This is a genomic window from Pseudomonas sp. NFACC39-1, assembly GCF_900110355.1.
Lineage (GTDB): Bacteria > Pseudomonadota > Gammaproteobacteria > Pseudomonadales > Pseudomonadaceae > Aquipseudomonas > Aquipseudomonas tehranensis.
Genome location: NZ_FODL01000007.1, coordinates 303,818 through 323,881, shown reverse-complemented (window position 1 = coordinate 323,881; position 20,064 = coordinate 303,818). Strand labels below are relative to the sequence as shown.

General features: G+C 58.9%; 23 protein-coding genes. 15 read left to right on the top strand and 8 right to left on the bottom strand.

The features are described 5' to 3' along the window. Positions 1-526 precede the first annotated feature (526 nt). Positions 527-1,747 (bottom strand): CaiB/BaiF CoA transferase family protein, encoded by a 1,221-nt coding sequence (locus tag BMY45_RS17830; protein ID WP_092399819.1) that lies wholly within the window; start codon positions 1,745-1,747, stop codon positions 527-529. A gap of 12 nt (positions 1,748-1,759) precedes the next feature. Beyond that, complete coding sequence (locus tag BMY45_RS17825) at positions 1,760-2,941, bottom strand: acyl-CoA dehydrogenase (protein ID WP_025216186.1); 1,182 nt, start codon at positions 2,939-2,941, stop codon at positions 1,760-1,762. A 157-nt stretch (positions 2,942-3,098) separates the two neighbouring features. Here BMY45_RS17825 and BMY45_RS17820 point away from each other — a divergent pair, with 157 nt between their 5' ends. The 10 genes from BMY45_RS17820 to BMY45_RS17775 all read left to right on the top strand — a co-directional run bounded on the left by BMY45_RS17820 (position 3,099) and on the right by BMY45_RS17775 (position 12,921). After that, entirely contained in the window at positions 3,099-3,995 is an 897-nt protein-coding gene (locus tag BMY45_RS17820) for a LysR family transcriptional regulator (RefSeq protein WP_092399817.1), read from the top strand. A 434-nt stretch (positions 3,996-4,429) separates the two neighbouring features. Beyond that, positions 4,430-5,551 (top strand): Re/Si-specific NAD(P)(+) transhydrogenase subunit alpha, encoded by a 1,122-nt coding sequence (locus BMY45_RS17815; RefSeq protein WP_092399815.1) that lies wholly within the window; start codon positions 4,430-4,432, stop codon positions 5,549-5,551. A gap of 15 nt (positions 5,552-5,566) precedes the next feature. Further along, a complete protein-coding gene (locus tag BMY45_RS17810; protein ID WP_003187010.1) occupies positions 5,567-5,890 on the top strand; it encodes an NAD(P) transhydrogenase subunit alpha part 2 in 324 nt (107 codons plus the stop codon). Continuing rightward, positions 5,890-7,326 (top strand): NAD(P)(+) transhydrogenase (Re/Si-specific) subunit beta, encoded by a 1,437-nt coding sequence (locus BMY45_RS17805; RefSeq protein WP_092399813.1) that lies wholly within the window; start codon positions 5,890-5,892, stop codon positions 7,324-7,326. The genes BMY45_RS17810 and BMY45_RS17805 overlap by 1 nt, the downstream gene beginning before the upstream one ends. A gap of 198 nt (positions 7,327-7,524) precedes the next feature. Beyond that, the gene (locus tag BMY45_RS17800; RefSeq protein ID WP_092399811.1) at positions 7,525-9,018 is read left to right on the top strand and encodes an acetyl-CoA hydrolase/transferase family protein; all 1,494 of its coding nucleotides are present in this window, start codon (positions 7,525-7,527) and stop codon (positions 9,016-9,018) included. A gap of 318 nt (positions 9,019-9,336) precedes the next feature. After that, positions 9,337-9,552: a DUF1127 domain-containing protein gene (locus tag BMY45_RS17795; RefSeq protein WP_047230079.1), complete on the top strand. Its 216-nt coding sequence runs from the start codon at positions 9,337-9,339 to the stop codon at positions 9,550-9,552. Positions 9,553-9,881: 329 nt separating this feature from the next. Beyond that, the gene (locus BMY45_RS17790; protein ID WP_047230078.1) at positions 9,882-10,199 is read left to right on the top strand and encodes a DUF2388 domain-containing protein; all 318 of its coding nucleotides are present in this window, start codon (positions 9,882-9,884) and stop codon (positions 10,197-10,199) included. 108 nt (positions 10,200-10,307) lie between these two features. Beyond that, positions 10,308-10,616 (top strand): DUF2388 domain-containing protein, encoded by a 309-nt coding sequence (locus tag BMY45_RS17785; RefSeq protein WP_047230077.1) that lies wholly within the window; start codon positions 10,308-10,310, stop codon positions 10,614-10,616. A 26-nt stretch (positions 10,617-10,642) separates the two neighbouring features. Beyond that, positions 10,643-10,963 (top strand): DUF2388 domain-containing protein, encoded by a 321-nt coding sequence (locus BMY45_RS17780; RefSeq protein ID WP_047230076.1) that lies wholly within the window; start codon positions 10,643-10,645, stop codon positions 10,961-10,963. After that, the gene (locus BMY45_RS17775; protein WP_092399809.1) at positions 10,960-12,921 is read left to right on the top strand and encodes a DUF7844 domain-containing protein; all 1,962 of its coding nucleotides are present in this window, start codon (positions 10,960-10,962) and stop codon (positions 12,919-12,921) included. The genes BMY45_RS17780 and BMY45_RS17775 overlap by 4 nt, the downstream gene beginning before the upstream one ends. A 65-nt stretch (positions 12,922-12,986) precedes the next feature. Here BMY45_RS17775 and trpA read toward each other — a convergent pair whose 3' ends face one another. Together trpA and trpB are read right to left on the bottom strand one after the other, a co-directional pair. Then, positions 12,987-13,799, bottom strand: a complete 813-nt coding sequence (trpA, locus tag BMY45_RS17770) for a tryptophan synthase subunit alpha (protein WP_092399807.1) — start codon at positions 13,797-13,799, stop codon at positions 12,987-12,989. Then, on the bottom strand, positions 13,799-15,031 hold the full coding sequence (gene trpB / locus BMY45_RS17765; protein WP_092399805.1) for a tryptophan synthase subunit beta: 1,233 nt from the start codon (positions 15,029-15,031) through the stop codon (positions 13,799-13,801). The genes trpA and trpB overlap by 1 nt, the downstream gene beginning before the upstream one ends. Positions 15,032-15,143: 112 nt before the next feature. On the opposite strand from trpB, the gene BMY45_RS17760 reads away from it, so the two are divergent. After that, positions 15,144-16,061 carry a LysR family transcriptional regulator gene (locus BMY45_RS17760; RefSeq protein WP_092399803.1) on the top strand — a complete coding sequence of 306 codons (918 nt, stop codon included), beginning with the start codon at positions 15,144-15,146 and terminating at the stop codon, positions 16,059-16,061. Here the strand turns inward: BMY45_RS17760 and BMY45_RS17755 are convergent. Beyond that, entirely contained in the window at positions 16,034-16,360 is a 327-nt protein-coding gene (locus tag BMY45_RS17755; RefSeq protein WP_003196426.1) for an ElaB/YgaM/YqjD family protein, read from the bottom strand. The two genes, BMY45_RS17760 and BMY45_RS17755, sit on opposite strands and share 28 nt — an antisense overlap. Before the next feature lie 156 nt (positions 16,361-16,516). Between BMY45_RS17755 and BMY45_RS17750 the strand changes: the two genes are divergently transcribed. Both BMY45_RS17750 and BMY45_RS17745 read left to right on the top strand, forming a co-directional pair. Next, the gene (locus BMY45_RS17750) at positions 16,517-16,732 is read left to right on the top strand and encodes a dodecin (protein WP_003177209.1); all 216 of its coding nucleotides are present in this window, start codon (positions 16,517-16,519) and stop codon (positions 16,730-16,732) included. A 116-nt stretch (positions 16,733-16,848) separates the two neighbouring features. Beyond that, complete coding sequence (locus BMY45_RS17745) at positions 16,849-17,073, top strand: DUF1161 domain-containing protein (RefSeq protein ID WP_092399801.1); 225 nt, start codon at positions 16,849-16,851, stop codon at positions 17,071-17,073. Between the two features lie 52 nt (positions 17,074-17,125). Here the strand turns inward: BMY45_RS17745 and BMY45_RS17740 are convergent, their stop codons facing one another. Further along, positions 17,126-18,127 carry an LLM class flavin-dependent oxidoreductase gene (locus BMY45_RS17740; protein WP_058544936.1) on the bottom strand — a complete coding sequence of 334 codons (1,002 nt, stop codon included), beginning with the start codon at positions 18,125-18,127 and terminating at the stop codon, positions 17,126-17,128. A gap of 238 nt (positions 18,128-18,365) precedes the next feature. Here BMY45_RS17740 and BMY45_RS17735 point away from each other — a divergent pair, with 238 nt between their 5' ends. Beyond that, positions 18,366-18,797 carry an OsmC family protein gene (locus tag BMY45_RS17735; protein WP_092399799.1) on the top strand — a complete coding sequence of 144 codons (432 nt, stop codon included), beginning with the start codon at positions 18,366-18,368 and terminating at the stop codon, positions 18,795-18,797. Between the two features lie 129 nt (positions 18,798-18,926). Beyond that, on the top strand, positions 18,927-19,160 hold the full coding sequence (locus tag BMY45_RS17730) for a DUF1161 domain-containing protein (protein WP_092399797.1): 234 nt from the start codon (positions 18,927-18,929) through the stop codon (positions 19,158-19,160). 6 nt (positions 19,161-19,166) lie between these two features. Here the strand turns inward: BMY45_RS17730 and BMY45_RS17725 are convergent, their stop codons facing one another. Together BMY45_RS17725 and BMY45_RS17720 are read right to left on the bottom strand one after the other, a co-directional pair. Beyond that, on the bottom strand, positions 19,167-19,592 hold the full coding sequence (locus BMY45_RS17725) for a PA0061/PA0062 family lipoprotein (RefSeq protein ID WP_092399795.1): 426 nt from the start codon (positions 19,590-19,592) through the stop codon (positions 19,167-19,169). 38 nt (positions 19,593-19,630) lie between these two features. After that, the gene (locus BMY45_RS17720) at positions 19,631-20,044 is read right to left on the bottom strand and encodes a PA0061/PA0062 family lipoprotein (RefSeq protein WP_092399793.1); all 414 of its coding nucleotides are present in this window, start codon (positions 20,042-20,044) and stop codon (positions 19,631-19,633) included. Between the last annotated feature and the right edge of the window lie 20 nt (positions 20,045-20,064).

The window sequence follows — 20,064 nt, the reverse complement described above, 5'->3', positions numbered from 1 at the left end:
CTGACTCCACAAGCACCCACACGAATTGCTTGATTCAGTTGTTAAAGAGCGGTGGGTTGAGCCTTTCGTCTCAACCGAGGCGCGCATTCTACAGCGCCCGGTGTATCTGTCAAGCGGTTATTTCTGAAGTTTTCAAAGTTTTGCTTTCCAAAACATCAACAACTTCAACCACTTGCGCTTCCGATCTCTCGCTAGCGGGAGGCGAATTCTACAGCGTTACTCGCTGCTGTCAACACCTCTTTTTGACCGCTTTCGATCGAGAAGATCGAATCGTTAACGGAGCCAGAAAAACCGCCCCACCAACTACTTCCCGAGCTTCGATAACCTGAAGCCCTGCACCGCAGAAACCTACTTAACTCATTGAAACTCAAGGAGTTTCCGTTTCGACTGCGCCGGAAGTGGGGCGAATTATAGACGTCTAGGATTTGCCGTCAACCCTTAATTTCGTTTTTCCATCAATAAGTTGCGGGGCATTCGAAAAAGCCACCGCACCCCGCAAAAAGGCTCTTCTATATAGAAGAAAGCATCAGAGCACCCCAGCCTCTTTCAGGCCCGTCACCATCGCCGCATCCAACCCCAACACTCGCTGCAGAACATCCCGCGTGTGCTCTCCCAATAAAGGAGGCGCATTGCGATATTCCACCGGAGTCTCAGACAGCCGGATCGGACTGGCAACCTGCGGCACTTCACCCGCCAGTGCGTGAGGCAACGTCATCGCCAGCCCGCGCGCCCGGACCTGGGGATCGGCAAACACCTGAGCCACATCGTTGATCGGCCCACAGGGCACTCCAGCCTGCTCCAACTGAGCGACCCACTCGGCAGTGGTCTTGAACACCGTCGCCTGGCGAATCAAAGGTATCAATACTGTACGGTTCGCCACCCGCAATTTGTTTGTCGCAAAGCGAGGGTCATCAGCCCACTGCGGCTGACCCGCGACCTCGGCAAACTTTCGGAACTGGCTGTCATTGCCCACCGTAAGGATGAAGTCACCGTCAGCCGTAGGAAAATCCTGATAAGGCACTATGTTCGGATGAGCGTTGCCCAACCGCTTCGGCGCGTTGCCCGTGGTCAGGTAATTCATCGCCTGGTTCGCCAGGCAAGCCACTTGAACGTCCAGCAAGGCCATGTCGATATGCTGCCCGCCGCCGACATGATCGCGGTGAGCCAACGCAGCCAGGATGGCGACGGTCGAATAGACACCGGTCAGGATGTCCGTCAGTGCAACCCCTACCTTCACCGGGCCCGCCCCCGCATCACCTTCAGGCCGGCCGGTGAGACTCATCAAGCCCCCCAACCCCTGGATCATGAAGTCATATCCGGCGCGCTTGGCGTAAGGACCGGTTTGACCAAACCCGGTAATCGAGCAATAGATCAGTTGCGGGTTGATCGCCTTCAGCGAGTCGTAGTCCAGGCCATAGGCCGCCAGCCCACCGACCTTGAAGTTCTCAATCAGAATGTCGGACTTTGCCGCCAACTCCCGCACCAACCTTTGCCCCTCGGGGTGCGTGAAATCGATGGTCACCGATTGCTTGTTGCGATTGGCCGACAAGTAGTAAGCCGCCTCGGTCGTATTCTCGCCAGACGCATCCTTCAGAAACGGCGGCCCCCAGGCGCGCGTATCGTCACCACCACCCGGCCGCTCGACCTTGATGACCTCAGCCCCCAGGTCCGCCAGGATCTGACCAGCCCACGGCCCGGCCAGCACCCTCGATAAATCCAGTACCCGCAGATGCGAAAGCGCGCCCATGCCGTCCCCCTATTAATAGAACGCCTGGATACCGGTTTGCGCGCGCCCCAGGATCAGTGCATGAACGTCATGAGTACCTTCGTAAGTGTTCACCACTTCCAGGTTGACGAGATGGCGAGCGATGCCGAACTCATCGGAGATGCCATTGCCGCCCAGCATGTCCCGCGCCATGCGAGCAATATCCAGGGATTTGCCACAGGAGTTGCGCTTCATGATGGAGGTGATTTCAACAGCGGCCGTACCCTCATCCTTCATACGCCCCAGACGCAGGCATCCTTGCAGGGCAAGGGTGATTTCAGTCTGCATATCGGCCAGCTTTTTCTGGATCAACTGAGTGGCAGCCAAAGGACGACCAAACTGCTGTCGATCCAGGGTGTACTGGCGCGCGGTGTGCCAGCAGAATTCGGCGGCCCCCAAGGCTCCCCAGGAGATGCCATAGCGAGCCGAGTTCAGACAGGTGAAAGGCCCTTTCAGCCCACGCACATCCGGAAAGATGTTCTCTTCTGGAACGAAGACGTTATCCATGACGATCTCGCCAGTGATCGAAGCGCGCAGACCGACCTTGCCGTGAATCGCCGGCGCACTCAGGCCCTTCCAGCCTTTCTCCAGAACAAAGCCGCGGATGTCACCGGCGTCATCCTTACCCCAGACGACAAATACATCGGCAATCGGGCTGTTGGTGATCCACATCTTGCTACCCGTCAGGCTGTAGCCGCCCTCCACTTTGCGCGCACGGGTAATCATCGCTCCCGGGTCGGAGCCGTGGTTCGGCTCTGTCAGACCAAAGCAACCGATCCACTCGCCGGAGGCCAGCTTCGGCAGGTACTTCTGCTTTTGAGCTTCGGTGCCGAACTCATTGATCGGCACCATGACCAGCGAGGACTGCACGCTCATCATTGAGCGATAACCTGAATCAACGCGCTCCACTTCACGAGCGATCAAACCATAGCTGACGTAGTTCAAGCCGCTGCCGCCGTACTGTTCAGGAATGGTTGCCCCCAACAAGCCGACCTCGCCCATCTCACGGAAAATGGCCGGGTCGGTTTTTTCATGACGGAACGCTTCCAACACACGCGGCGCGAGCTTTTGTTGGGCGAACTGCTCGGCAGTGTCGCGAATCATGCGTTCTTCTTCGGTGAGTTGCTGGTCCAACAACAATGGATCAATCCAGTTGAAACTCGCTTTACCGGCCATGAAAGAGTCCTCGCCAATCAGATTAAAAATCGTGGATTGATCCTAGGCGCGCTTTCCTATCAGAGCAAACGAGGATTACGCACTCTCTTGTGCTAATTTCTCACTCCGTAAGTGCAAAGAACCCCGTTTTCAACGCTGACGTGTGAGGTTGACGTACATGCGCAGAAAAATCCCCAGCACCGTCGCCTTGGTCAGTTTCGAGGCCGCCGCACGCCATGAGAGTTTTACCAAGGCCGCACAGGAGCTTTCCCTCACACAGGGCGCCATTTGCCGACAGATCGCCAGCCTGGAGGACTTCCTCGGTGTGGAGCTGTTCCGACGCTCACGACGGGGAGTCAAACTGACAGAGGCCGGACTTTCCTACAGCCGCCGAGTTGCGACTCAACTGGACGCCGTGGAGCGCGATACTCTTTCAGTAATGGGGCATACCGGCGCCAACGTGATAGAGCTGGCAGTGGTTCCGACGTTTGGTACTCAATGGCTGCTGCCGCGCCTCAAGGACTTCCAACAACAGCACCCAGAAGTGACGGTCAATCTGACCAATCGCACTCGACCGTTTCTCTTTGCGGATACGGATTTTGACGCCGCTATCTATTTCGGCGATGCGGACTGGTCCGGCACCGAATCCCACAAGCTGATGGGAGAAAACCCGATGCCCGTGTGCAGCCCCACCTTACTGGATCACCGGGACAGCCTGACACCGCAAGCCATCGCCGAACTGCCCTTACTTCAACAAACCACCCGCCCGTATGCGTGGCGCCAATGGTTCAACTCCCAAAACCTCAATATCGCGCGAGACCTGACAGGCCCGCGTTATGAACTATTCTCCATGCTTGCCCAAGCGGCCATGCATGACATGGGAATCGCCTTGATTCCACCTTTTTTGATCCAGCGCGAGCTGGCCGAGAAACGACTGGTGGTTGCCAATCGAAATGCCTTGTCGAGCATCAAGGCCTACTACTTGATGATCCCCGAAAGAAAGGTCGAATCAGCCTCTCTGAGGGCTTTTCGCGATTGGCTCGTTCAGCAGGCCGGCAGCTATAGCCTTGATTAACAAGGAAAAACCCTATATCCGACTCCGGTAGTAAGCTAATCAAAAGCGCTACAGATATAAATTTATGTCGCATACAGTCAATCTGTTACGAAATCAGTACAGTAGTCTCATAACCGTTCAAAAACGTGGCTTTGAGCCACGTTACGCAGCTCATTAGGGTTCATTCACGTCGCCAATGGAAAAATCGTCAAATGTGGCCTGAAACCCTGAAAAGCCCAACCTACCGGGGATATATGCCGATAGTTGCGACATTCGGTCACAGGGTGACTTGTAGTTAATTTTCCGTCACCCGTCATAATCCCTTGAAGGGCTGAATTTTCGCCTGCAAAATGCCGCGCCCCGCCTGATTCGGCGGCATCGTGCTGATCGGCCGCCCCAGCCGCACCATCCGAAGTGCCTGGGTTTACTCAATAAGATCACGCAGGAGATTTGACGTGCACATTGGTGTTCCTCTCGAAACCCAGACGGGTGAAACGCGGGTTGCTGCAACCCCGGAAACCATCAAGAAGCTGATCGGCCAAGGCCATAAGGTCACTGTCCAGAGCGGCGCCGGTATCAAGGCCAGCGTTATCGACAGTGCCTATGAAGCAGCGGGCGCCACCATTGGCAGCGCCAGTGATGCTTTCGGGGCCGAGCTGATTCTCAAGGTGGTCGCCCCCAGCGACAGCGAGCTGACGCTGATCAAGAGCGGCACCGTTCTGGTGGGCATGCTCAATCCGTTCAACAACGAAACCATCGCCAAGCTGGCCGAGCGCGGCATTACCGCTTTCGCCCTTGAGGCTGCGCCACGTACCTCCCGCGCCCAGAGCCTGGATGTGCTGTCGTCTCAGGCGAACATTGCCGGCTACAAGGCCGTGCTGCTGGCCGCCCACTACTACCCCCGCTTCATGCCGATGCTGATGACCGCCGCAGGTACCGTCAAAGCGGCGCGGGTGCTGATTCTCGGTGCTGGCGTGGCTGGATTGCAGGCGATTGCCACGGCCAAGCGCCTGGGTGCTGTGATCGAGGCGTCGGATGTGCGGCCGGCGGTGAAGGAGCAAATTGAGTCCCTCGGCGCCAAGTTCGTCGACGTCCCCTACGAAACCGACGAAGAGCGTGAATGCGCCGTCGGTGTCGGGGGTTATGCCCGGCCCATGCCTGCCAGCTGGATGCAGCGCCAGGCTCAGGCCGTGCATGAGCGCGCCAAGCAGGCTGACATCGTCATCACCACCGCATTGATTCCGGGCCGCAAGGCTCCGACCTTGCTGAGCGCCGAAACCGTCGCACAGATGAAGCCCGGCTCGGTGGTCATTGACCTCGCGGCAGCCCAGGGCGGTAACTGCCCGCTGACCGTCGCCGATCAGGTGGTGACCGAAAATGGCGTGATCATTTGCGGCCCGACCAACCTGGCCGGCGAAGTCGCGGCCGACGCTTCGGCGCTGTACGCCCGTAACCTGCTGGACTTCCTGAAGCTGGTCTTCACCAAGGAAGGTCAGTTCGACGTGAACCTGGAAGACGACATCGTCGCCGCGTGCCTGATGTGCCGCGACGGCCAGGTCATCCGTAAAAACGCCTAAGCAGGGATTCAGACAATGGAAGAGCTTATCTCCCCCGGTATCTACAACCTGATCATCTTTGTACTGGCGATTTATGTCGGTTACCACGTGGTCTGGAACGTAACGCCGGCGTTGCACACACCGCTGATGGCGGTGACCAATGCCATTTCGGCGATCGTGATCGTCGGCGCCATGCTTGCCGCCGCACTGACCGTGACCCCGCTGGGCAAGACCATGGGCACCCTCGCCGTGGCCCTGGCCGCGGTGAACGTGTTCGGCGGCTTCCTGGTGACGCGCCGCATGCTTGAGATGTTCAAGAAAAAAGCCCCGAAAGCCGTAAAAGAAGAGGCGCCTAAGTAATGAGCATGAACCTGGTAACGACGCTCTATCTGATCGCGTCTGTCTGCTTCATCCAGGCCCTCAAAGGCCTGTCGCACCCCACCACGTCCCGCCGGGGAAACCTGTTCGGCATGCTCGGCATGGCGCTGGCGGTGCTCACCACCGTGGGCCTCATTTATAAGCTCGGTGCTGAGCTGGCGACTGCCGGCATCGGCTACGTCATTGTGGGCCTTTTGGTCGGCGGCACCGCCGGTTCGATCATGGCCAAGCGCGTCGAGATGACCAAGATGCCCGAACTGGTGGCGTTCATGCACAGCATGATCGGCCTGGCTGCGGTGTTCATCGCCATTGCAGCAGTAGTCGAGCCGCAATCCCTGGGCATCGTCCAACAACTGGGCGATGCGATTCCGGCCGGTAACCGCCTGGAGCTGTTCCTTGGCGCCGCCATTGGTGCAATCACCTTCTCCGGTTCGGTGATCGCCTTCGGCAAGCTCTCGGGCAAGTACAAGTTCCGCCTCTTCCAGGGCGCACCGGTACAGTTTGGCGGGCAACACAAGCTCAACCTGATTCTGGGTCTGGCAACGCTGGGCCTGGGCCTGACCTTCATGTTCACCGGCAACCTCGGCGCGTTCGCCTTGATGCTGGCCCTGGCCTTTGTCCTGGGCGTGCTGATCATCATCCCGATCGGCGGCGCGGACATGCCGGTGGTGGTCTCGATGCTCAACAGTTATTCCGGTTGGGCCGCAGCGGGTATCGGCTTCTCGCTGAACAACTCGATGCTGATCATTGCCGGCTCGCTGGTGGGTTCGAGCGGTGCGATCCTGTCGTACATCATGTGCAAGGCGATGAACCGTTCATTCTTCAACGTATTGCTCGGCGGTTTCGGCAACACAGCAGACGCCGCAGGCCCGGCAGGCTCCAAAGAAGCCCGGCCGGTGAAATCCGGTTCGGCGGACGACGCCACCTTCCTGCTGACCAACGCCGATACCGTGATCATCGTCCCGGGTTATGGCCTGGCGGTGGCACGGGCGCAGCACGCATTGAAAGAACTGACCGAGAAGCTGACCCACCATGGCGTGACCGTGAAATACGCGATCCACCCAGTGGCCGGTCGCATGCCCGGACACATGAACGTGCTGCTGGCCGAGGCTGAAGTGCCTTACGACCAGGTGTTCGAAATGGAGGACATCAACTCCGAATTCGGCCAGGCCGACGTGGTGCTGGTGCTCGGTGCCAACGACGTGGTCAACCCAGCAGCGAAGAACGATCCGAAGTCGCCGATTGCCGGCATGCCGATTCTCGAAGCGTTCAAAGCCAAGACCATCATCGTCAACAAGCGCTCGATGGCCAGCGGCTATGCTGGCCTGGACAACGAGCTGTTCTACCTCGACAAGACCATGATGGTGTTCGGTGACGCCAAGAAGGTCATCGAAGACATGGTCAAAGCGGTGGAATAACGCTCACTGCTTCGCCACTAACGCCCCGACTTGTCGGGGCGTTTTGATTTGTATCAAGGCCCAACGTTACCGATCCAGTAATAATGTTTTGCCTGAAACGCCCGTAATAGACGCCTTAAATGCGACTTTTGTAGCGGGACGGACACGGCGCGAATTCAATAGACTGCGCACCTTGCTTCCAGCCCGAGATAACCACCCATGTACCGTGACCGCATCCGCCTGCCTTCGTTGTTGAACAAAGTTGTGAGCGCTGCCGAAGCAGCCCTGTTGATTCAGGACGGCATGACCGTCGGCATGAGCGGCTTTACCCGCGCCGGAGAAGCGAAAGCAGTGCCCCACGCCCTGGCTGAGCGCGCCAAGGTCACGCCGTTGAAAATCAGCCTGATGACGGGGGCGAGCTTGGGTAACGACCTCGACAAGGAACTCACCGAAGCCGGCGTACTGGCCCGGCGCATGCCATTCCAGGTCGACAGCACGTTGCGCAAGGCCATCAACGCTGGCGAGGTGATGTTCATCGACCAGCACCTGTCGGAAACCGTCGAACAACTGCGTAACGCCCAGCTCAAGTTGCCGGATATTGCCGTGATCGAAGCCGTGGCCATTACCGAGCAAGGCCATATCGTGCCCACCACTTCGGTGGGCAACTCGGCCAGCTTCGCTATTTTCGCCAGGCAGGTCATTGTTGAAATCAACATGGCCCACAACCCTGATCTGGAAGGGTTGCATGACATCTATATCCCGACCTATCGCCCGACGCGCACACCGATTCCCTTGGTGAAGGTCGACGACCGTATCGGCAGCACTGCCATCCCGATACCGCCGGAAAAAATCGCTGCCATTGTCATCACCAATCAGCCGGATTCGCCTTCGACCGTCATGCCGCCGGACAGCGACACCCAAGCCATTGCCGATCATTTGATCGGCTTCTTCAAACAGGAAGTCGCCGCCGGGCGCATGACCAACAAACTCGGTCCGTTGCAGGCCGGTATCGGCAACATTGCCAATGCCGTGATGTGCGGCCTGATCGACTCGCCGTTCGAAGACTTGACCATGTATTCCGAAGTCCTGCAGGACTCCACATTCGACCTGATCGACGCCGGCAAACTGAGCTTCGCCTCTGGCAGCTCCATTACACTGTCGGGCCGGCGCAATGCCGACGTGTTCGGCAATCTGGAGAAGTACAAGGACAAGCTAGTCCTGCGTCCCCAGGAGATCTCCAACCACCCCGAAGTTGTACGCCGCCTGGGCATCATCGCCATCAATACGGCGCTGGAGTTCGACCTCTACGGCAACGTCAACTCCACCCATGTCTGCGGCACGCGGATGATGAATGGGATTGGTGGCTCGGGGGACTTTGCCCGGAATGCGCATCTGGCGATTTTCGTCACCAAGTCGATCGCCAAGGGCGGCGCAATTTCCAGTGTCGTGCCGATGGTCAGCCATGTGGACCATACCGAGCACGATGTTGACATTCTGGTGACCGAGATCGGCCTGGCCGACCTGCGTGGCCTGGCGCCAAGGGAGCGGGCGCGTGTGGTCATCGACAACTGCGTGCATCCGTCCTATCGCCAGGCATTGAACGAGTATTTTGAAGCGGCGTGCGCCTTGGGCGGGCATACACCACACATCCTGCGCGATGCACTGAGTTGGCACCTGAATCTGGAAGAGACCGGGCAGATGCTGGCGGTTTAATACAGCTGGATCACTTTGGTAGCCAATACAGTTTTCATTGGCCATCGCTCTCAACCCACAAACCACAAAAACTGTACTACTGTACCTGTGATTTCCTACAGCAAACTCCCACCCAACTCGGCCTTCATGGCAAAAATGCACAATAATAGTGCGCACAGGTACAGTTGCCTCGATATTGACCAGTACACCACCGTTTAACAGTTAACTGGTCTCTCACATTACAGGTGAACTGTATCTAGAGAGACTGGCCAAACAAGAGGATCATGGGTACCAGTTAAACCACTACCTAATCCCGCCATAAGCGGAAGGATGTCAACCATGGAACGTACACTCAGTTCCGAGCTGTTTTTCGAAGACAAAGCTGAAAAAAACCAGGCTTCCCTGCCTCTTCGCGTTATCGCTAACCTGATGTTGTGGCAGCGCCGCATCGCCAGCCGCCACCAACTGGCCCGTCTGGATGCACGCCTGCTGGCTGACGCTGGTATCAGCGAAGCACAACGCTACGAAGAGCTGAGCAAGCCGTTCTGGCGCTAACTCAGCGTCGCTGGCCCTGACCCACCGGGTCCACCGCCAGCACCGAATTGAACAAACAAGACCCGTCGCGGGAAACCGCGACGGGTCTTGTCGTTTCAGAGGCCTGGTTTTGACAAAAATGATGAACCTGCACAGTTAACAAGAAATTAGATAGCTACCAGTACAGTTTTATCGAGCTGTTGTAGAAGCGTGGAAATAGCCAATGGCCAAGCTGTCATCCACCTCGTTCTGACCTAATATCGAAACGAACGTGGCGAAGCGGGTCGAGCATGCGTCTTCTCTTCCAGCTACACGCACCGGCACCACTTCATTATTCAAGGAGTTTCATCATGATCCGTCTTCGTCTGCTCAGCGCCGCCGCCCTGCTGGCCGTAGCCGCCCACTCCAATGCCAGTAGTTTTATCGTCACCACCGACTCCCTCGTGGGTGCGCTCAAGGCCACATCCGACGCAACGTCCGACATTACTTCGTCGTTTCGCGACGACAAAATTGTCCTGGCCGCTCGTGACGATGCTGCCAGTTTCGTCGCCAGTAACGGCGCCATCCGCGGTGTGAAGCTGGAAAGCGCTCTGGATTACATCCGTCAGCAGGCGCCGCAGTTGAACGCCTCCGACGCGCAGCTGGCCCAAGCCATCCTGGTGATCTGATTCCAGACATGAAACATCGGGACGCCAATGGTGTTCCGATGTTTCAGCGCTGGCTCTGGCGCAGTGGTTTGCGCTAGCCTTCGGACTCACCATCAACAGTCGAGTCCCATGCGTTTCTACTCAGATCTGTCCCTCGCTTTTTTCTTCAGCGCTTTATGCTGGTCCGTTCCGGCCCATGCTTTCGATGTCTCCACCCAGCAAGTCGTGATCAGCGGCTATGCCACGAGCATGGTGACCTCCGCGCCCTTCGACCATAAACTGATCGCCGCCGCCCACGATGACGCTGCGGCATTCGTTGCCAGCGATGGGCAGTTGAGAGGTGCACAACTGGAGTCGGCCCTGGATTATCTGCACCGGACCCAACCAAAACTTCACGTCAGCGACCTTGAACTGGCACAGGCAATTCTCGTCCAATAGTTATCTTTATTCTTCGGAGTCGTTCCATGCGTAGCCCGCTGATTGCTGCCACCCTAGGCCTGCTGGTGTTGGCCGATGTGGCCCAGGCACAAACCCTGGTAGCCACCAGTAACATCGTCGTTCGCGCCTCCCAGCGCACGATCGATTTCACCTCCGACACCACCACATCCATCCGTGACTCGAAAATCGTTCGTGAAGCCCATGACGATGCGGCCAGTTTCGTCGCCAGTAACGGGGAAATTCGTGGCGCTCACCTCGAGGCCGCCTTCGACACCTTGCGCACCCGCGTACCGGAAGCCCGCGACGCCAGTGACCAGGTTCTCGCCGAAGCCATCCTCGCATTGTGAGGCCGTTCGCCGTCTGGCTGACGGCCGGGGTCGTGCTGCTCTTGAGCAGCACCGCCCAGGCCGGCCTGCAACTGCACCTTAACGACGAAGGACTGACCCCGGCGCAACAGCAGGCCAGCCAGGCGCTGCTCGATGAAGCGATGCAGGCTCTGCCGCCGCGATTCATCGAACAGCTGGACCGACGCATTAATGTGGGCTGGACCGACCGGATGCCCGCCAACGCCTATGGTCAGGCCTCGCTGGTGTCGCAGTTGGACCTCAATCGCAACCTGCTCGACAGCCTCACCGACGGCAGTGCCGCCACGCAAAAGACCCATCGCCCCCACGGCACCGTGCGGCGGGAAATGCTCGCCACGGTCCTGCATGAACTGACTCACATTTATGATCGCTCGCGTTTATGGCCGAACGCCGAACGCGCGCTGATCCAACGCTGCACCCGACGCACCAGCAGCGCCGGGCTGATCGGCCTTCCCGATGAATGCCGGGGCCAGAACGACCGCCGCTTCACCCTCAGCGATGATCCCCGCTTGCTGGACCTCGCCGGCTGGCCGCAATACGTCGGTCGTCGTGGCGAACGGGAACAGCATAATCGCCAGGTCGCCCGCAGCCCGGACATCTACGAAACGAGCAGCCCCAAGGAGTTCGTCGCGGTCAACATGGAGTACTTTCTCCTGGACCCAAGCTACGCCTGCCGACGGCCAGCACTGTATCGTTATTATCAGGAACACTTTGGCTGGGCCCCCGCCGCCAAGAATACCTGCGCCCCGTCATTCGCTTTCCTCAACGCAGGCAACGACTTTGCCAAGACGCCACTGGGCAAGGTTGATCCAGAGCGGGTCTACGCCATCGATTATCTCTTGGCCGAAGCCAACCAGAACTGGGTCAGCCGCTGGGGCCACAGCATGCTGCGACTGGTGATCTGCGCGCCGGACCGCCCCCGTGGGCCGGACTGCCGGCTGGATCTGGATCAACACCTGGTGCTGTCATACCGCGCCTTCGTTGGGGATGTGCAGTTGTCGAGCTGGGACGGCCTGGTGGGCAAATACCCGTCGCGCCTGTTCGTACTGCCGCTGGCCCAGGTCATCGATGAATACACCAAGACCGAACTGCGCAGCCTGGCCTCGGTGCCGCTGACCCTGACACGGTCCGAGATCGAGGAAACGGTCGAACACGCCGCCGAAATGCACTGGAGCTATGACGGCAACTATTACTTCCTGTCCAACAACTGCGCGGTGGAAAGCCTGAAATTGCTGCGCAGCGGCAGCAACAATGCGCAGCTCAAGGGGCTGGACAGCATCATGCCCAATGGTTTGCTGGAAGTGCTCAAGGGACGCGGCCTGGCGGATACCAGCGTGCTCGATGATCCCAAGGAGGCCTTGCGCCTGGGTTACCGCTTCGACTCATTCCGGGAGCGGTATCAGGCCATGTTTGAGGTGCTGAAGAAACACTTGCCGATCAAGCAACAAAAAGTGGAAGACTGGCTGGCCCTGAGCGCCGCAGAACGCCGGCCATGGTTTGAACAGGCTGACCTGCGCACCAGCGCGGCGTTGCTACTGTTGGAACAGGCCAGTTATCGCCGGCAGTTGCTTCTGGCCCAGGATGAGGTCAAACAGCGTTACCTCGGTGCCCGGGAGTTGCAGAACGGCGGCATGGAAAGGGCCAACGCGACACTGCAGCAGATCCTCGCCAACAGCGGTTTCCTGAGCCGCCCCGCCGAGTTGCTGGGCAGCAGCGGTTACGGGTTGCCACAGCCCAGCGAATGGCAGCGACTGGAATCCGAAAGCAGCTTGCGTCAGAAACAGCTTCAAACACTGACAGGGGATTTGGATAAGGAAGTCAGGGCCTTGCTTGAGCCAAGCCGCGCGGCAGAAATCAATGCCAATGAGGCTAACGTCAAAGAGATAGGCGGGCATTTGCGTAAGCTGCACAAGGCGGGTGGCGGGTTGGAGTTGCCGTGAACCAAAAAGGGGTTCAGAACCGAGTTCTGAACCCCTTTTTATTACTGACAGGCTCAATCAGGCAATCAGCTAATCCGCGCCTTACGCACCCCATCAGCCAATGCAGCACAAAGGCTCAACACCCCATCGATCGCCTGCTCCGGCGTCTGCGCGTTGGCGATATGGTCGATGAGGGCCGAGCCGACCACCACCCCGTCGGCTAACCGTGCGATGGCCGCGGCTTGCTCCGGCGTGCGAATGCCGAAGCCAATGCTGATCGGCAAATCGGTGTGACGACGCAGGCGCGTCACAGCTTCTTCCACATGTTCCAGCGTCGCGGCGCCGGCGCCGGTCACGCCGGCCACCGAGACGTAATACACGAAGCCAGAACTGCCGTTGAGCACGGTCGGCAAACGCACGTCATCGGTAGTCGGCGTGGTCAGGCGAATAAAGTCCAGACCGGCGGCCTGGGCCGGCTCGCACAGCTCACTGTTGTGCTCGGGCGGCATGTCCACCACGATCAGGCCATCCACGCCAGCGTCCAGCGCTTCGCCAATGAAACGCTGCACGCCGTAGCGATGGATCGGATTGAAGTAGCCCATCAGCACCAGCGGCGTATCGCTATTGGCTTCACGGAACTCGCGAACCATCTGCAGGGTTTTCGCCAGATTCTGCTGTGCGCCCAAGGCGCGGATGTTCGCCAACTGGATCGCCGGGCCGTCGGCCATCGGGTCGGTGAACGGCATGCCCAGCTCAATCACGTCAGCACCAGCCGCCGGCAGGCCCTTGAGGATCGCCAGCGAAGTGTCGTAGTCCGGGTCGCCAGCGGTCACGAAAGTCACCAGGGCGGCGCGGTTCTGTTCCTTGAGTTCGGCAAAACGGGTTTGCAGGCGGCTCATCAGTGTTTCTCCTGCTGGGACTGTTCCATGTGGTGCATTACGGTTTGCATGTCTTTGTCGCCACGGCCGGACAGATTGACCACCATCAGGTGATCCTTGGGCAGGTTCGGGGCACGCTTGAACACTTCAGCCAGGGCGTGGGCGCTTTCCAGGGCAGGAATGATTCCCTCCAGGCGACAGCACTTGTGAAAGGCTTCCAGGGCTTCGGCGTCAGTGACCGAGGTGTACTGGACACGGCCAATGTCATGCAACCAGGCGTGTTCCGGGCCAATCCCCGGGTAGTCGAGGCCGGCGGAAATCGAATGGGCATCGATGATCTGGCCGTCGTCGTCCTGCAACAGGAAAGTGCGGTTGCCGTGCAGTACACCCGGGACGCCGCCGTTCAGGCTGGCAGCATGCTTGCCGGTTTCGATACCGTAGCCGGCGGCTTCGACGCCGATGATTTCCACGCTCTTGTCGTCCAGGAATGGGTGGAACAGCCCCATGGCATTGGAACCCCCGCCGATGCACGCCACCAGGCTGTCGGGCAAACGACCTTCCTGGGCTTGCAACTGATCGCGGGTTTCCTTGCCAATCACTGCCTGGAAGTCGCGGACCATGGCCGGGTACGGGTGCGGGCCGGCCACGGTACCGATCAGGTAGAACGTGCTGTCAACGTTGGTCACCCAGTCGCGCAGCGCCTCGTTCATCGCATCCTTGAGGGTACCGGTGCCGGCGACCACCGGGATGACTTGGGCACCGAGCAGCTTCATGCGGAACACGTTGGCCTGCTGGCGCTCGATGTCAGTGGTACCCATGTAGATCACGCAATCCAGACCGAAACGTGCGGCCACGGTGGCCGTGGCTACGCCGTGCATGCCGGCGCCGGTCTCGGCAATGATGCGTTTCTTGCCCATGCGCCGTGCCAGCAGGATCTGGCCGATGCAGTTGTTGATCTTGTGCGCGCCAGTGTGGTTCAGCTCTTCGCGCTTGAGGTAGATCTTGGCGCCGCCGCAGTATTCGGTCAGGCGCTCAGCGAAATACAGCGGGCTTGGACGTCCGACGTAGTCACGCTGGAAGTAGGCCAGTTCCTCTATGAACGCAGGATCTTCCTTCGCCGTTTCGTATTCGCGGGCCAGATCGAGGATCAACGGCATGAGGGTTTCGGCGACATAACGACCGCCGAATGCACCGAACAGGCCGTTGGCGTCTGGGCCACTGCGCAAGTTGAAAGGGGTTGTAGGCTGGGTCATCGGGCGCTCCAGGCGAATGCGTAGAAAGACAATGAGGTCCACTCTACCCCTGACATCCCGCGCTGAAAACCGATAAGATCGCCACAACCTGTCAGGAAAACTCACAGATAATATGAGCCATGACCTTCCCCCGCTCAACGCCTTACGCGCCTTCGAAGCCACTGCCCGCCTGAATAGCGTCAGCCAGGCGGCCGAACAGCTACATGTCACCCATGGTGCCGTTAGCCGACAGTTGAAGGTGCTGGAGGAACACCTGGGCGTCAGCCTGTTCAGCAAGGACGGTCGCGGCCTGAAACTCACAGATGCGGGCATGCGCCTGCGCGATGTCAGTGCGGATGCTTTCGAACGGCTCCGTAGCGTTTGCGCAGAGCTGACCCAAAGCACGGCGGATGCTCCGTTCGTCTTGGGCTGCTCGGGAAGTCTGCTGGCGCGGTGGTTTATTCCCCGCTTGGGGCGGCTCAATGCCGACCTGCCGGATCTACGCCTGCACCTGTCCGCCGGCGAAGGCGACCTGGATCCCAGGCGGCCCGGGCTGGACGCCTTGCTGGTGTTCGCCGAGCCACCCTGGCCGGCAGACATGCAGGTCTATGAACTGGCCAGCGAGCGGATCGGCCCGGTCATGAGCCCTCATTACGCCGGTTTCGCCCGCCTGCAAAACGCCCCGCCGAGCGCAATTCTCGACGAGGCACTGCTGCATACCACCTCTCGTCCCCAGGCGTGGCCCACCTGGGCACGGCAAAACGCCCTTGAACCCAATAAGCTGAAATTCGGGCAGGGTTTCGAGCATTTGTATTACTTGCTCGAGGCCGCTGTTGCGGGGCTAGGCGTGGCCATCGCACCCGAACCGCTGGTCGCCGAGGATGTGCGCGCCGGTCGCCTGGTCGCGCCGTGGGGCTTTGACGAAACCCCGGCGCGACTGGCGTTGTGGCTACCCAAGCGCGCCGCGGACGGGCGCGCTCGGCAATTGGCGCAATGGCTCAGGCATGAGCTGAACCAGCCGACTCAGTCGCCGCGCTTGCACAGCAAATAAGCCGCCAACAAACCCAGCGCCCCGACCGCGACGCCAGCAGTGGTCCAGGGATGCTCCTGAGCGTAATCACGGGTGGCGATTCCGGTTTCACGGGTTTTCACCTTGACCTCTTCATACGCGTCGCTCAGCAGATGCCGGGAATGCTTCAGCGCGTTTTCGGCGTTTGCCTTCAGCGACTTGAGGGTCTTACGCGACTCGTCCGAAGCGTCGTCCTTCAGGCTTTCCAACGACTTGAGCAGACTCTCGATCTCCGCTTCCATGCTTTGCAACGAGGCTTTACGTAACGAATTGCTGGCCATGGTGGCTCTCTCCTGCAGTGGTTGAGTGGCGTGTGTGAATTGGGACTCCAGCCGTTTCTGAAAGTGCAGTAAATCTGAACTTTCACCGGGTTAACGGCGACACACGTAAGGCGAAAATTCGCTGCTAGGCTGTTAAAGACAACCAAGGAGAACGTCATGAGTGATCATCACACGTATAAAAAGGTCGAGCTGGTCGGCTCCTCTCCCACCAGCATCGAAGACGCCATCAACAATGCTTTGGCCGAAGCCAGCAAAAGCCTCAAGCATCTGGAATGGTTCGAAGTCACGGAAACCCGCGGACACATCGAAAACGGCCGCGCCGCGCACTTCCAGGTGACCATCAAGGTTGGGTTCCGAATTGCCAATAGCTAGGCGGCCGTGAACTTGCACGCTGGCGGAGTGCCATAGGGAATGGCGATGCGCTATCTGGCAAGCGCGTCATGTCTGTTCGATCCCTGCCCTATTGATCCGACCAAGGAGTGCGAGCGATGAAAAATTTGATGTTGGCCCTGGGTTTGCTGAGCCTTGCGGGTACTGCGTTTGCCGACGGCAAGCCATGCGAGGAGCTGAAAAGCGAGATCGCAGCGAAAATCGATGCCAACGGCGCATCGGGTTACACGCTGGAAATTGTCGACAAAGGGACGGCTACTGACGGAGACGTTGTCGGCTCCTGCGAAGGTGGCACGAAGGAAATCGTCTACAAGAAGGGCTGATACTTCAGGAACGTCAAAGCCGACGCATGCGTCGGCTTTTTTATGCGCATGATCAGCCTTTCATGACCTGCGCCAGCAACTCATACGAGTGCAGGCGATCAGCATGCTCATACAGGTCGCTGGTGAAGATCAGCTCATCGGCCTGGGTTTGCTCGATCAGCACTTCAAGCTTGGCCCTGATTTTCTGCGGACCGCCGACCATGGCCAAGCCCAGGAAATCGCCGACCGCCTCTTTCTCATGGGGCAACCAGAGACCGTTCATGGTTTCCACCGGCGGACGCTGGACCAGGCTCTGGCCACGCATCAGCGCCAGGATTCGCTGATACACCGAGGTCGCCAGGTAATCGGCCTGCTCATCCGTGTCGGCTGCTACCAAGGGCACGCCGAGCATCACGTAAGGCTTGTCGAGTACCGCCGAGGGCTTGAAGTGGTTGCGGTAGATACGGATCGCCTCGTGCATGTAGCGCGGTGCGAAATGGGAAGCGAAGGCGTAGGGCAAACCGCGCTCGCCGGCCAGTTGCGCACTGAACAGACTCGAGCCCAACAGCCAGACCGGCACATTGGTCCCGGTGCCGGGCATGGCGATGATGCGTTGATCCGGGGTACGTGGACCGAGGTAGCGCATCAGTTCGGCCACGTCTTCAGGGAAATCGTCCGCACTGCCGGAACGTTCACGACGCAGCGCCCGAGCGGTCATCTGATCGGAACCGGGTGCACGCCCCAGGCCCAGATCGATTCGACCGGGGTAAAGACTTTCCAAGGTGCCGAACTGTTCGGCGATGATCAACGGCGCATGGTTGGGCAGCATCACCCCGCCGGAGCCGACCCGAATGGTCGAAGTGCCCCCCGCCAGATAGCCCAGCAGTACCGCGGTCGCGGAGCTGGCGATGCCATCCATGTTGTGGTGCTCGGCTACCCAGAAGCGGGTGTAGCCGTATTTTTCTACGTGCTGCGCCAGGTCCAGCGAGTTGCGCAAGGACTGGGCAGCGTTGCCATCAGCGCGCACAGGCACGAGGTCGAGGGTTGAGAACTTCACTTCGGACAGCTGTTTCATGGGCCGGCATCTCCAACGGCATGAGAGGCTTTTCCTACGGGCAAAAGCCTGCCGTTTCTATAGGTGTGTTCCATGCAATGTGGGCATATACCCGAGTTTCAATAGCTACCACGAAATTTCCTACTAAATCGGTCGGCTAATCGACAGGATGAACTTTATCGGACGGTCTATCCTCACAACCCTGACAACGAAAAACACCCAGGCGCGAACCCTCGCGCCGGATATTGAGGAGGCAGACATGGCTATCATCAAGAAAGCATCGGCTCATTGGGAAGGTGACCTGAAAACCGGCATCGGCTCGATCTCCACGGAAACCGGCGTGCTGCGCGAAGCCCCCTATGGTTTCAAGGCACGTTTTGAAGGCGGCAAGGGCACCAACCCGGAAGAGCTGATCGGCGCGGCCCACGCGGGCTGCTTCTCCATGGCGTTTTCGATGATCCTTGGCGATGCGGGGCTCAAGGCCGACAGTATCGATACCAACGCCGATGTGACCCTGGACCAGGTCGAGGGCGGTTTTGCGATTACGGCAGTGAAACTGACGCTTAAAGCGAAGATCCCCGGCGCCAGCCAGGAGCAATTCGAAGAGCTGAGCAACAAGGCCAAGGAAGGTTGCCCGGTTTCCAAAGTGCTGAACGCCAAGATTACCCTGGACGCCACGCTGGTGAGCTGATGCGATACCCATCACAGCCTTCAACTGCGGCTGAAGGCTGTGATCTGTTTACCCTGCAGCAATTGTGGTCGAATGCACATCTGCAGTTTCAGCGCACAGGCAGTGCGCGCTGTCATGAGGAATTCGAGCATGAAACGATTCGCCCTGGCGGTCATCAGTTGCGCATTGGCCACGTCGGCCCTCGCGGCCCCCAAATCCTGTGAAGAACTGAAAGCGGAAATCGAAGCGAAGATCCAGGCGAACAACGTGCCTTCCTACACCTTGGAAATCGTGACCAATGACGAAGTGCATGATGAAAATATGGTCGTTGGCAGTTGCGAAAACGGCACCAAAAAGATCATCTACCAGAAGAACGACAGCTAAGCAGTCCTACGGAACGCAATTGACCTGCCGTTCTTCGGCCACGATTTCGCGCTTGGCGTTATAAAGTCGGGCGCTGGGAGTAAACGCCAGATTGCGAGCTTCCAGGCGGTAACGCTGGCCCGCCTCGAAATGGTCGTAACGCACGAGCATGTAGCACAGCCGCTCCTGCGGCTCGGCCTGCATAGACAGCCCACCACCGCCAGGCACCTCGAAGTCGAAACGCACTTTCAGTTCATGGCTGCCCGGAGAAACCTGGAAGAAACGTCCGTCCTGCAGTCGTTGGCCATCCAGGCTTTCCGCCATCAGCATCTTGCCGCCCGGCATGGGCGTGGCGAAGTCGATCCAGGCCATGTTCGGATCAACCTTGGGCGGTGGGCTGGTTGCACATCCGCTCATGGAGACAAAGGCCAATAGCAGCATAGGTAGGCGCATGATGATTTCCTGAAGTCAGATAATGAGCATAGCGCCGATCAGCTTTGCTGACAGCCTGCTGGCGTGCCTTGGCCCACGACTTTTCGCTGCTGGTCGTAGAGCTTGGCCCATGGCCGGAAACCGATGTTGCCAGCCTGCAACTGGTAACGCTGGCCTGCGTTGAAATCCTTGAACTTCACATTCAACCGGCAATCGCGCCACAGTGGCTCGGCATTCGGGCCGATATTGCCGGGCTCGACGGCAAATTGATAACGCACCGTCAACTCATGGCTGCCGGGCTGCACTTCGAAATAGCGTCGGTCGACGGAGGTCTTGTCATCAACTTCCAGCGCTTGCAGCGCCGTGTCCTGATGGCTTCCCAGGTCGATCCATGCCTGCGACGGATCGGGATCAGGCAAACCGGCGCAACCGGTCAGCAGCAACAAGCCACTCGTCAGCATCAACACGCGCATAGCGAAGCTCCAGGCAGGCG

Excerpts from the sequence above, each read along its gene's own strand:
- BMY45_RS17830 (WP_092399819.1), bottom strand. The coding sequence starts at position 1,747 with ATGGGCGCGCTTTCGCATCTGCGGGTACTGGATTTATCGAGGGTGCTG.
- BMY45_RS17825 (WP_025216186.1), bottom strand. The coding sequence starts at position 2,941 with ATGGCCGGTAAAGCGAGTTTCAACTGGATTGATCCATTGTTGTTGGAC.
- BMY45_RS17820 (WP_092399817.1), top strand. The coding sequence starts at position 3,099 with ATGCGCAGAAAAATCCCCAGCACCGTCGCCTTGGTCAGTTTCGAGGCC.
- BMY45_RS17810 (WP_003187010.1), top strand. The coding sequence starts at position 5,567 with ATGGAAGAGCTTATCTCCCCCGGTATCTACAACCTGATCATCTTTGTA.
- BMY45_RS17805 (WP_092399813.1), top strand. The coding sequence starts at position 5,890 with ATGAGCATGAACCTGGTAACGACGCTCTATCTGATCGCGTCTGTCTGC.
- BMY45_RS17800 (WP_092399811.1), top strand. The coding sequence starts at position 7,525 with ATGTACCGTGACCGCATCCGCCTGCCTTCGTTGTTGAACAAAGTTGTG.
- BMY45_RS17795 (WP_047230079.1), top strand. The coding sequence starts at position 9,337 with ATGGAACGTACACTCAGTTCCGAGCTGTTTTTCGAAGACAAAGCTGAA.
- BMY45_RS17790 (WP_047230078.1), top strand. The coding sequence starts at position 9,882 with ATGATCCGTCTTCGTCTGCTCAGCGCCGCCGCCCTGCTGGCCGTAGCC.
- BMY45_RS17785 (WP_047230077.1), top strand. The coding sequence starts at position 10,308 with ATGCGTTTCTACTCAGATCTGTCCCTCGCTTTTTTCTTCAGCGCTTTA.
- BMY45_RS17780 (WP_047230076.1), top strand. The coding sequence starts at position 10,643 with ATGCGTAGCCCGCTGATTGCTGCCACCCTAGGCCTGCTGGTGTTGGCC.
- trpA (WP_092399807.1), bottom strand. The coding sequence starts at position 13,799 with ATGAGCCGCCTGCAAACCCGTTTTGCCGAACTCAAGGAACAGAACCGC.
- trpB (WP_092399805.1), bottom strand. The coding sequence starts at position 15,031 with ATGACCCAGCCTACAACCCCTTTCAACTTGCGCAGTGGCCCAGACGCC.
- BMY45_RS17760 (WP_092399803.1), top strand. The coding sequence starts at position 15,144 with ATGAGCCATGACCTTCCCCCGCTCAACGCCTTACGCGCCTTCGAAGCC.
- BMY45_RS17755 (WP_003196426.1), bottom strand. The coding sequence starts at position 16,360 with ATGGCCAGCAATTCGTTACGTAAAGCCTCGTTGCAAAGCATGGAAGCG.
- BMY45_RS17750 (WP_003177209.1), top strand. The coding sequence starts at position 16,517 with ATGAGTGATCATCACACGTATAAAAAGGTCGAGCTGGTCGGCTCCTCT.
- BMY45_RS17745 (WP_092399801.1), top strand. The coding sequence starts at position 16,849 with ATGAAAAATTTGATGTTGGCCCTGGGTTTGCTGAGCCTTGCGGGTACT.
- BMY45_RS17740 (WP_058544936.1), bottom strand. The coding sequence starts at position 18,127 with ATGAAACAGCTGTCCGAAGTGAAGTTCTCAACCCTCGACCTCGTGCCT.
- BMY45_RS17735 (WP_092399799.1), top strand. The coding sequence starts at position 18,366 with ATGGCTATCATCAAGAAAGCATCGGCTCATTGGGAAGGTGACCTGAAA.
- BMY45_RS17730 (WP_092399797.1), top strand. The coding sequence starts at position 18,927 with ATGAAACGATTCGCCCTGGCGGTCATCAGTTGCGCATTGGCCACGTCG.
- BMY45_RS17725 (WP_092399795.1), bottom strand. The coding sequence starts at position 19,592 with ATGCGCCTACCTATGCTGCTATTGGCCTTTGTCTCCATGAGCGGATGT.
- BMY45_RS17720 (WP_092399793.1), bottom strand. The coding sequence starts at position 20,044 with ATGCGCGTGTTGATGCTGACGAGTGGCTTGTTGCTGCTGACCGGTTGC.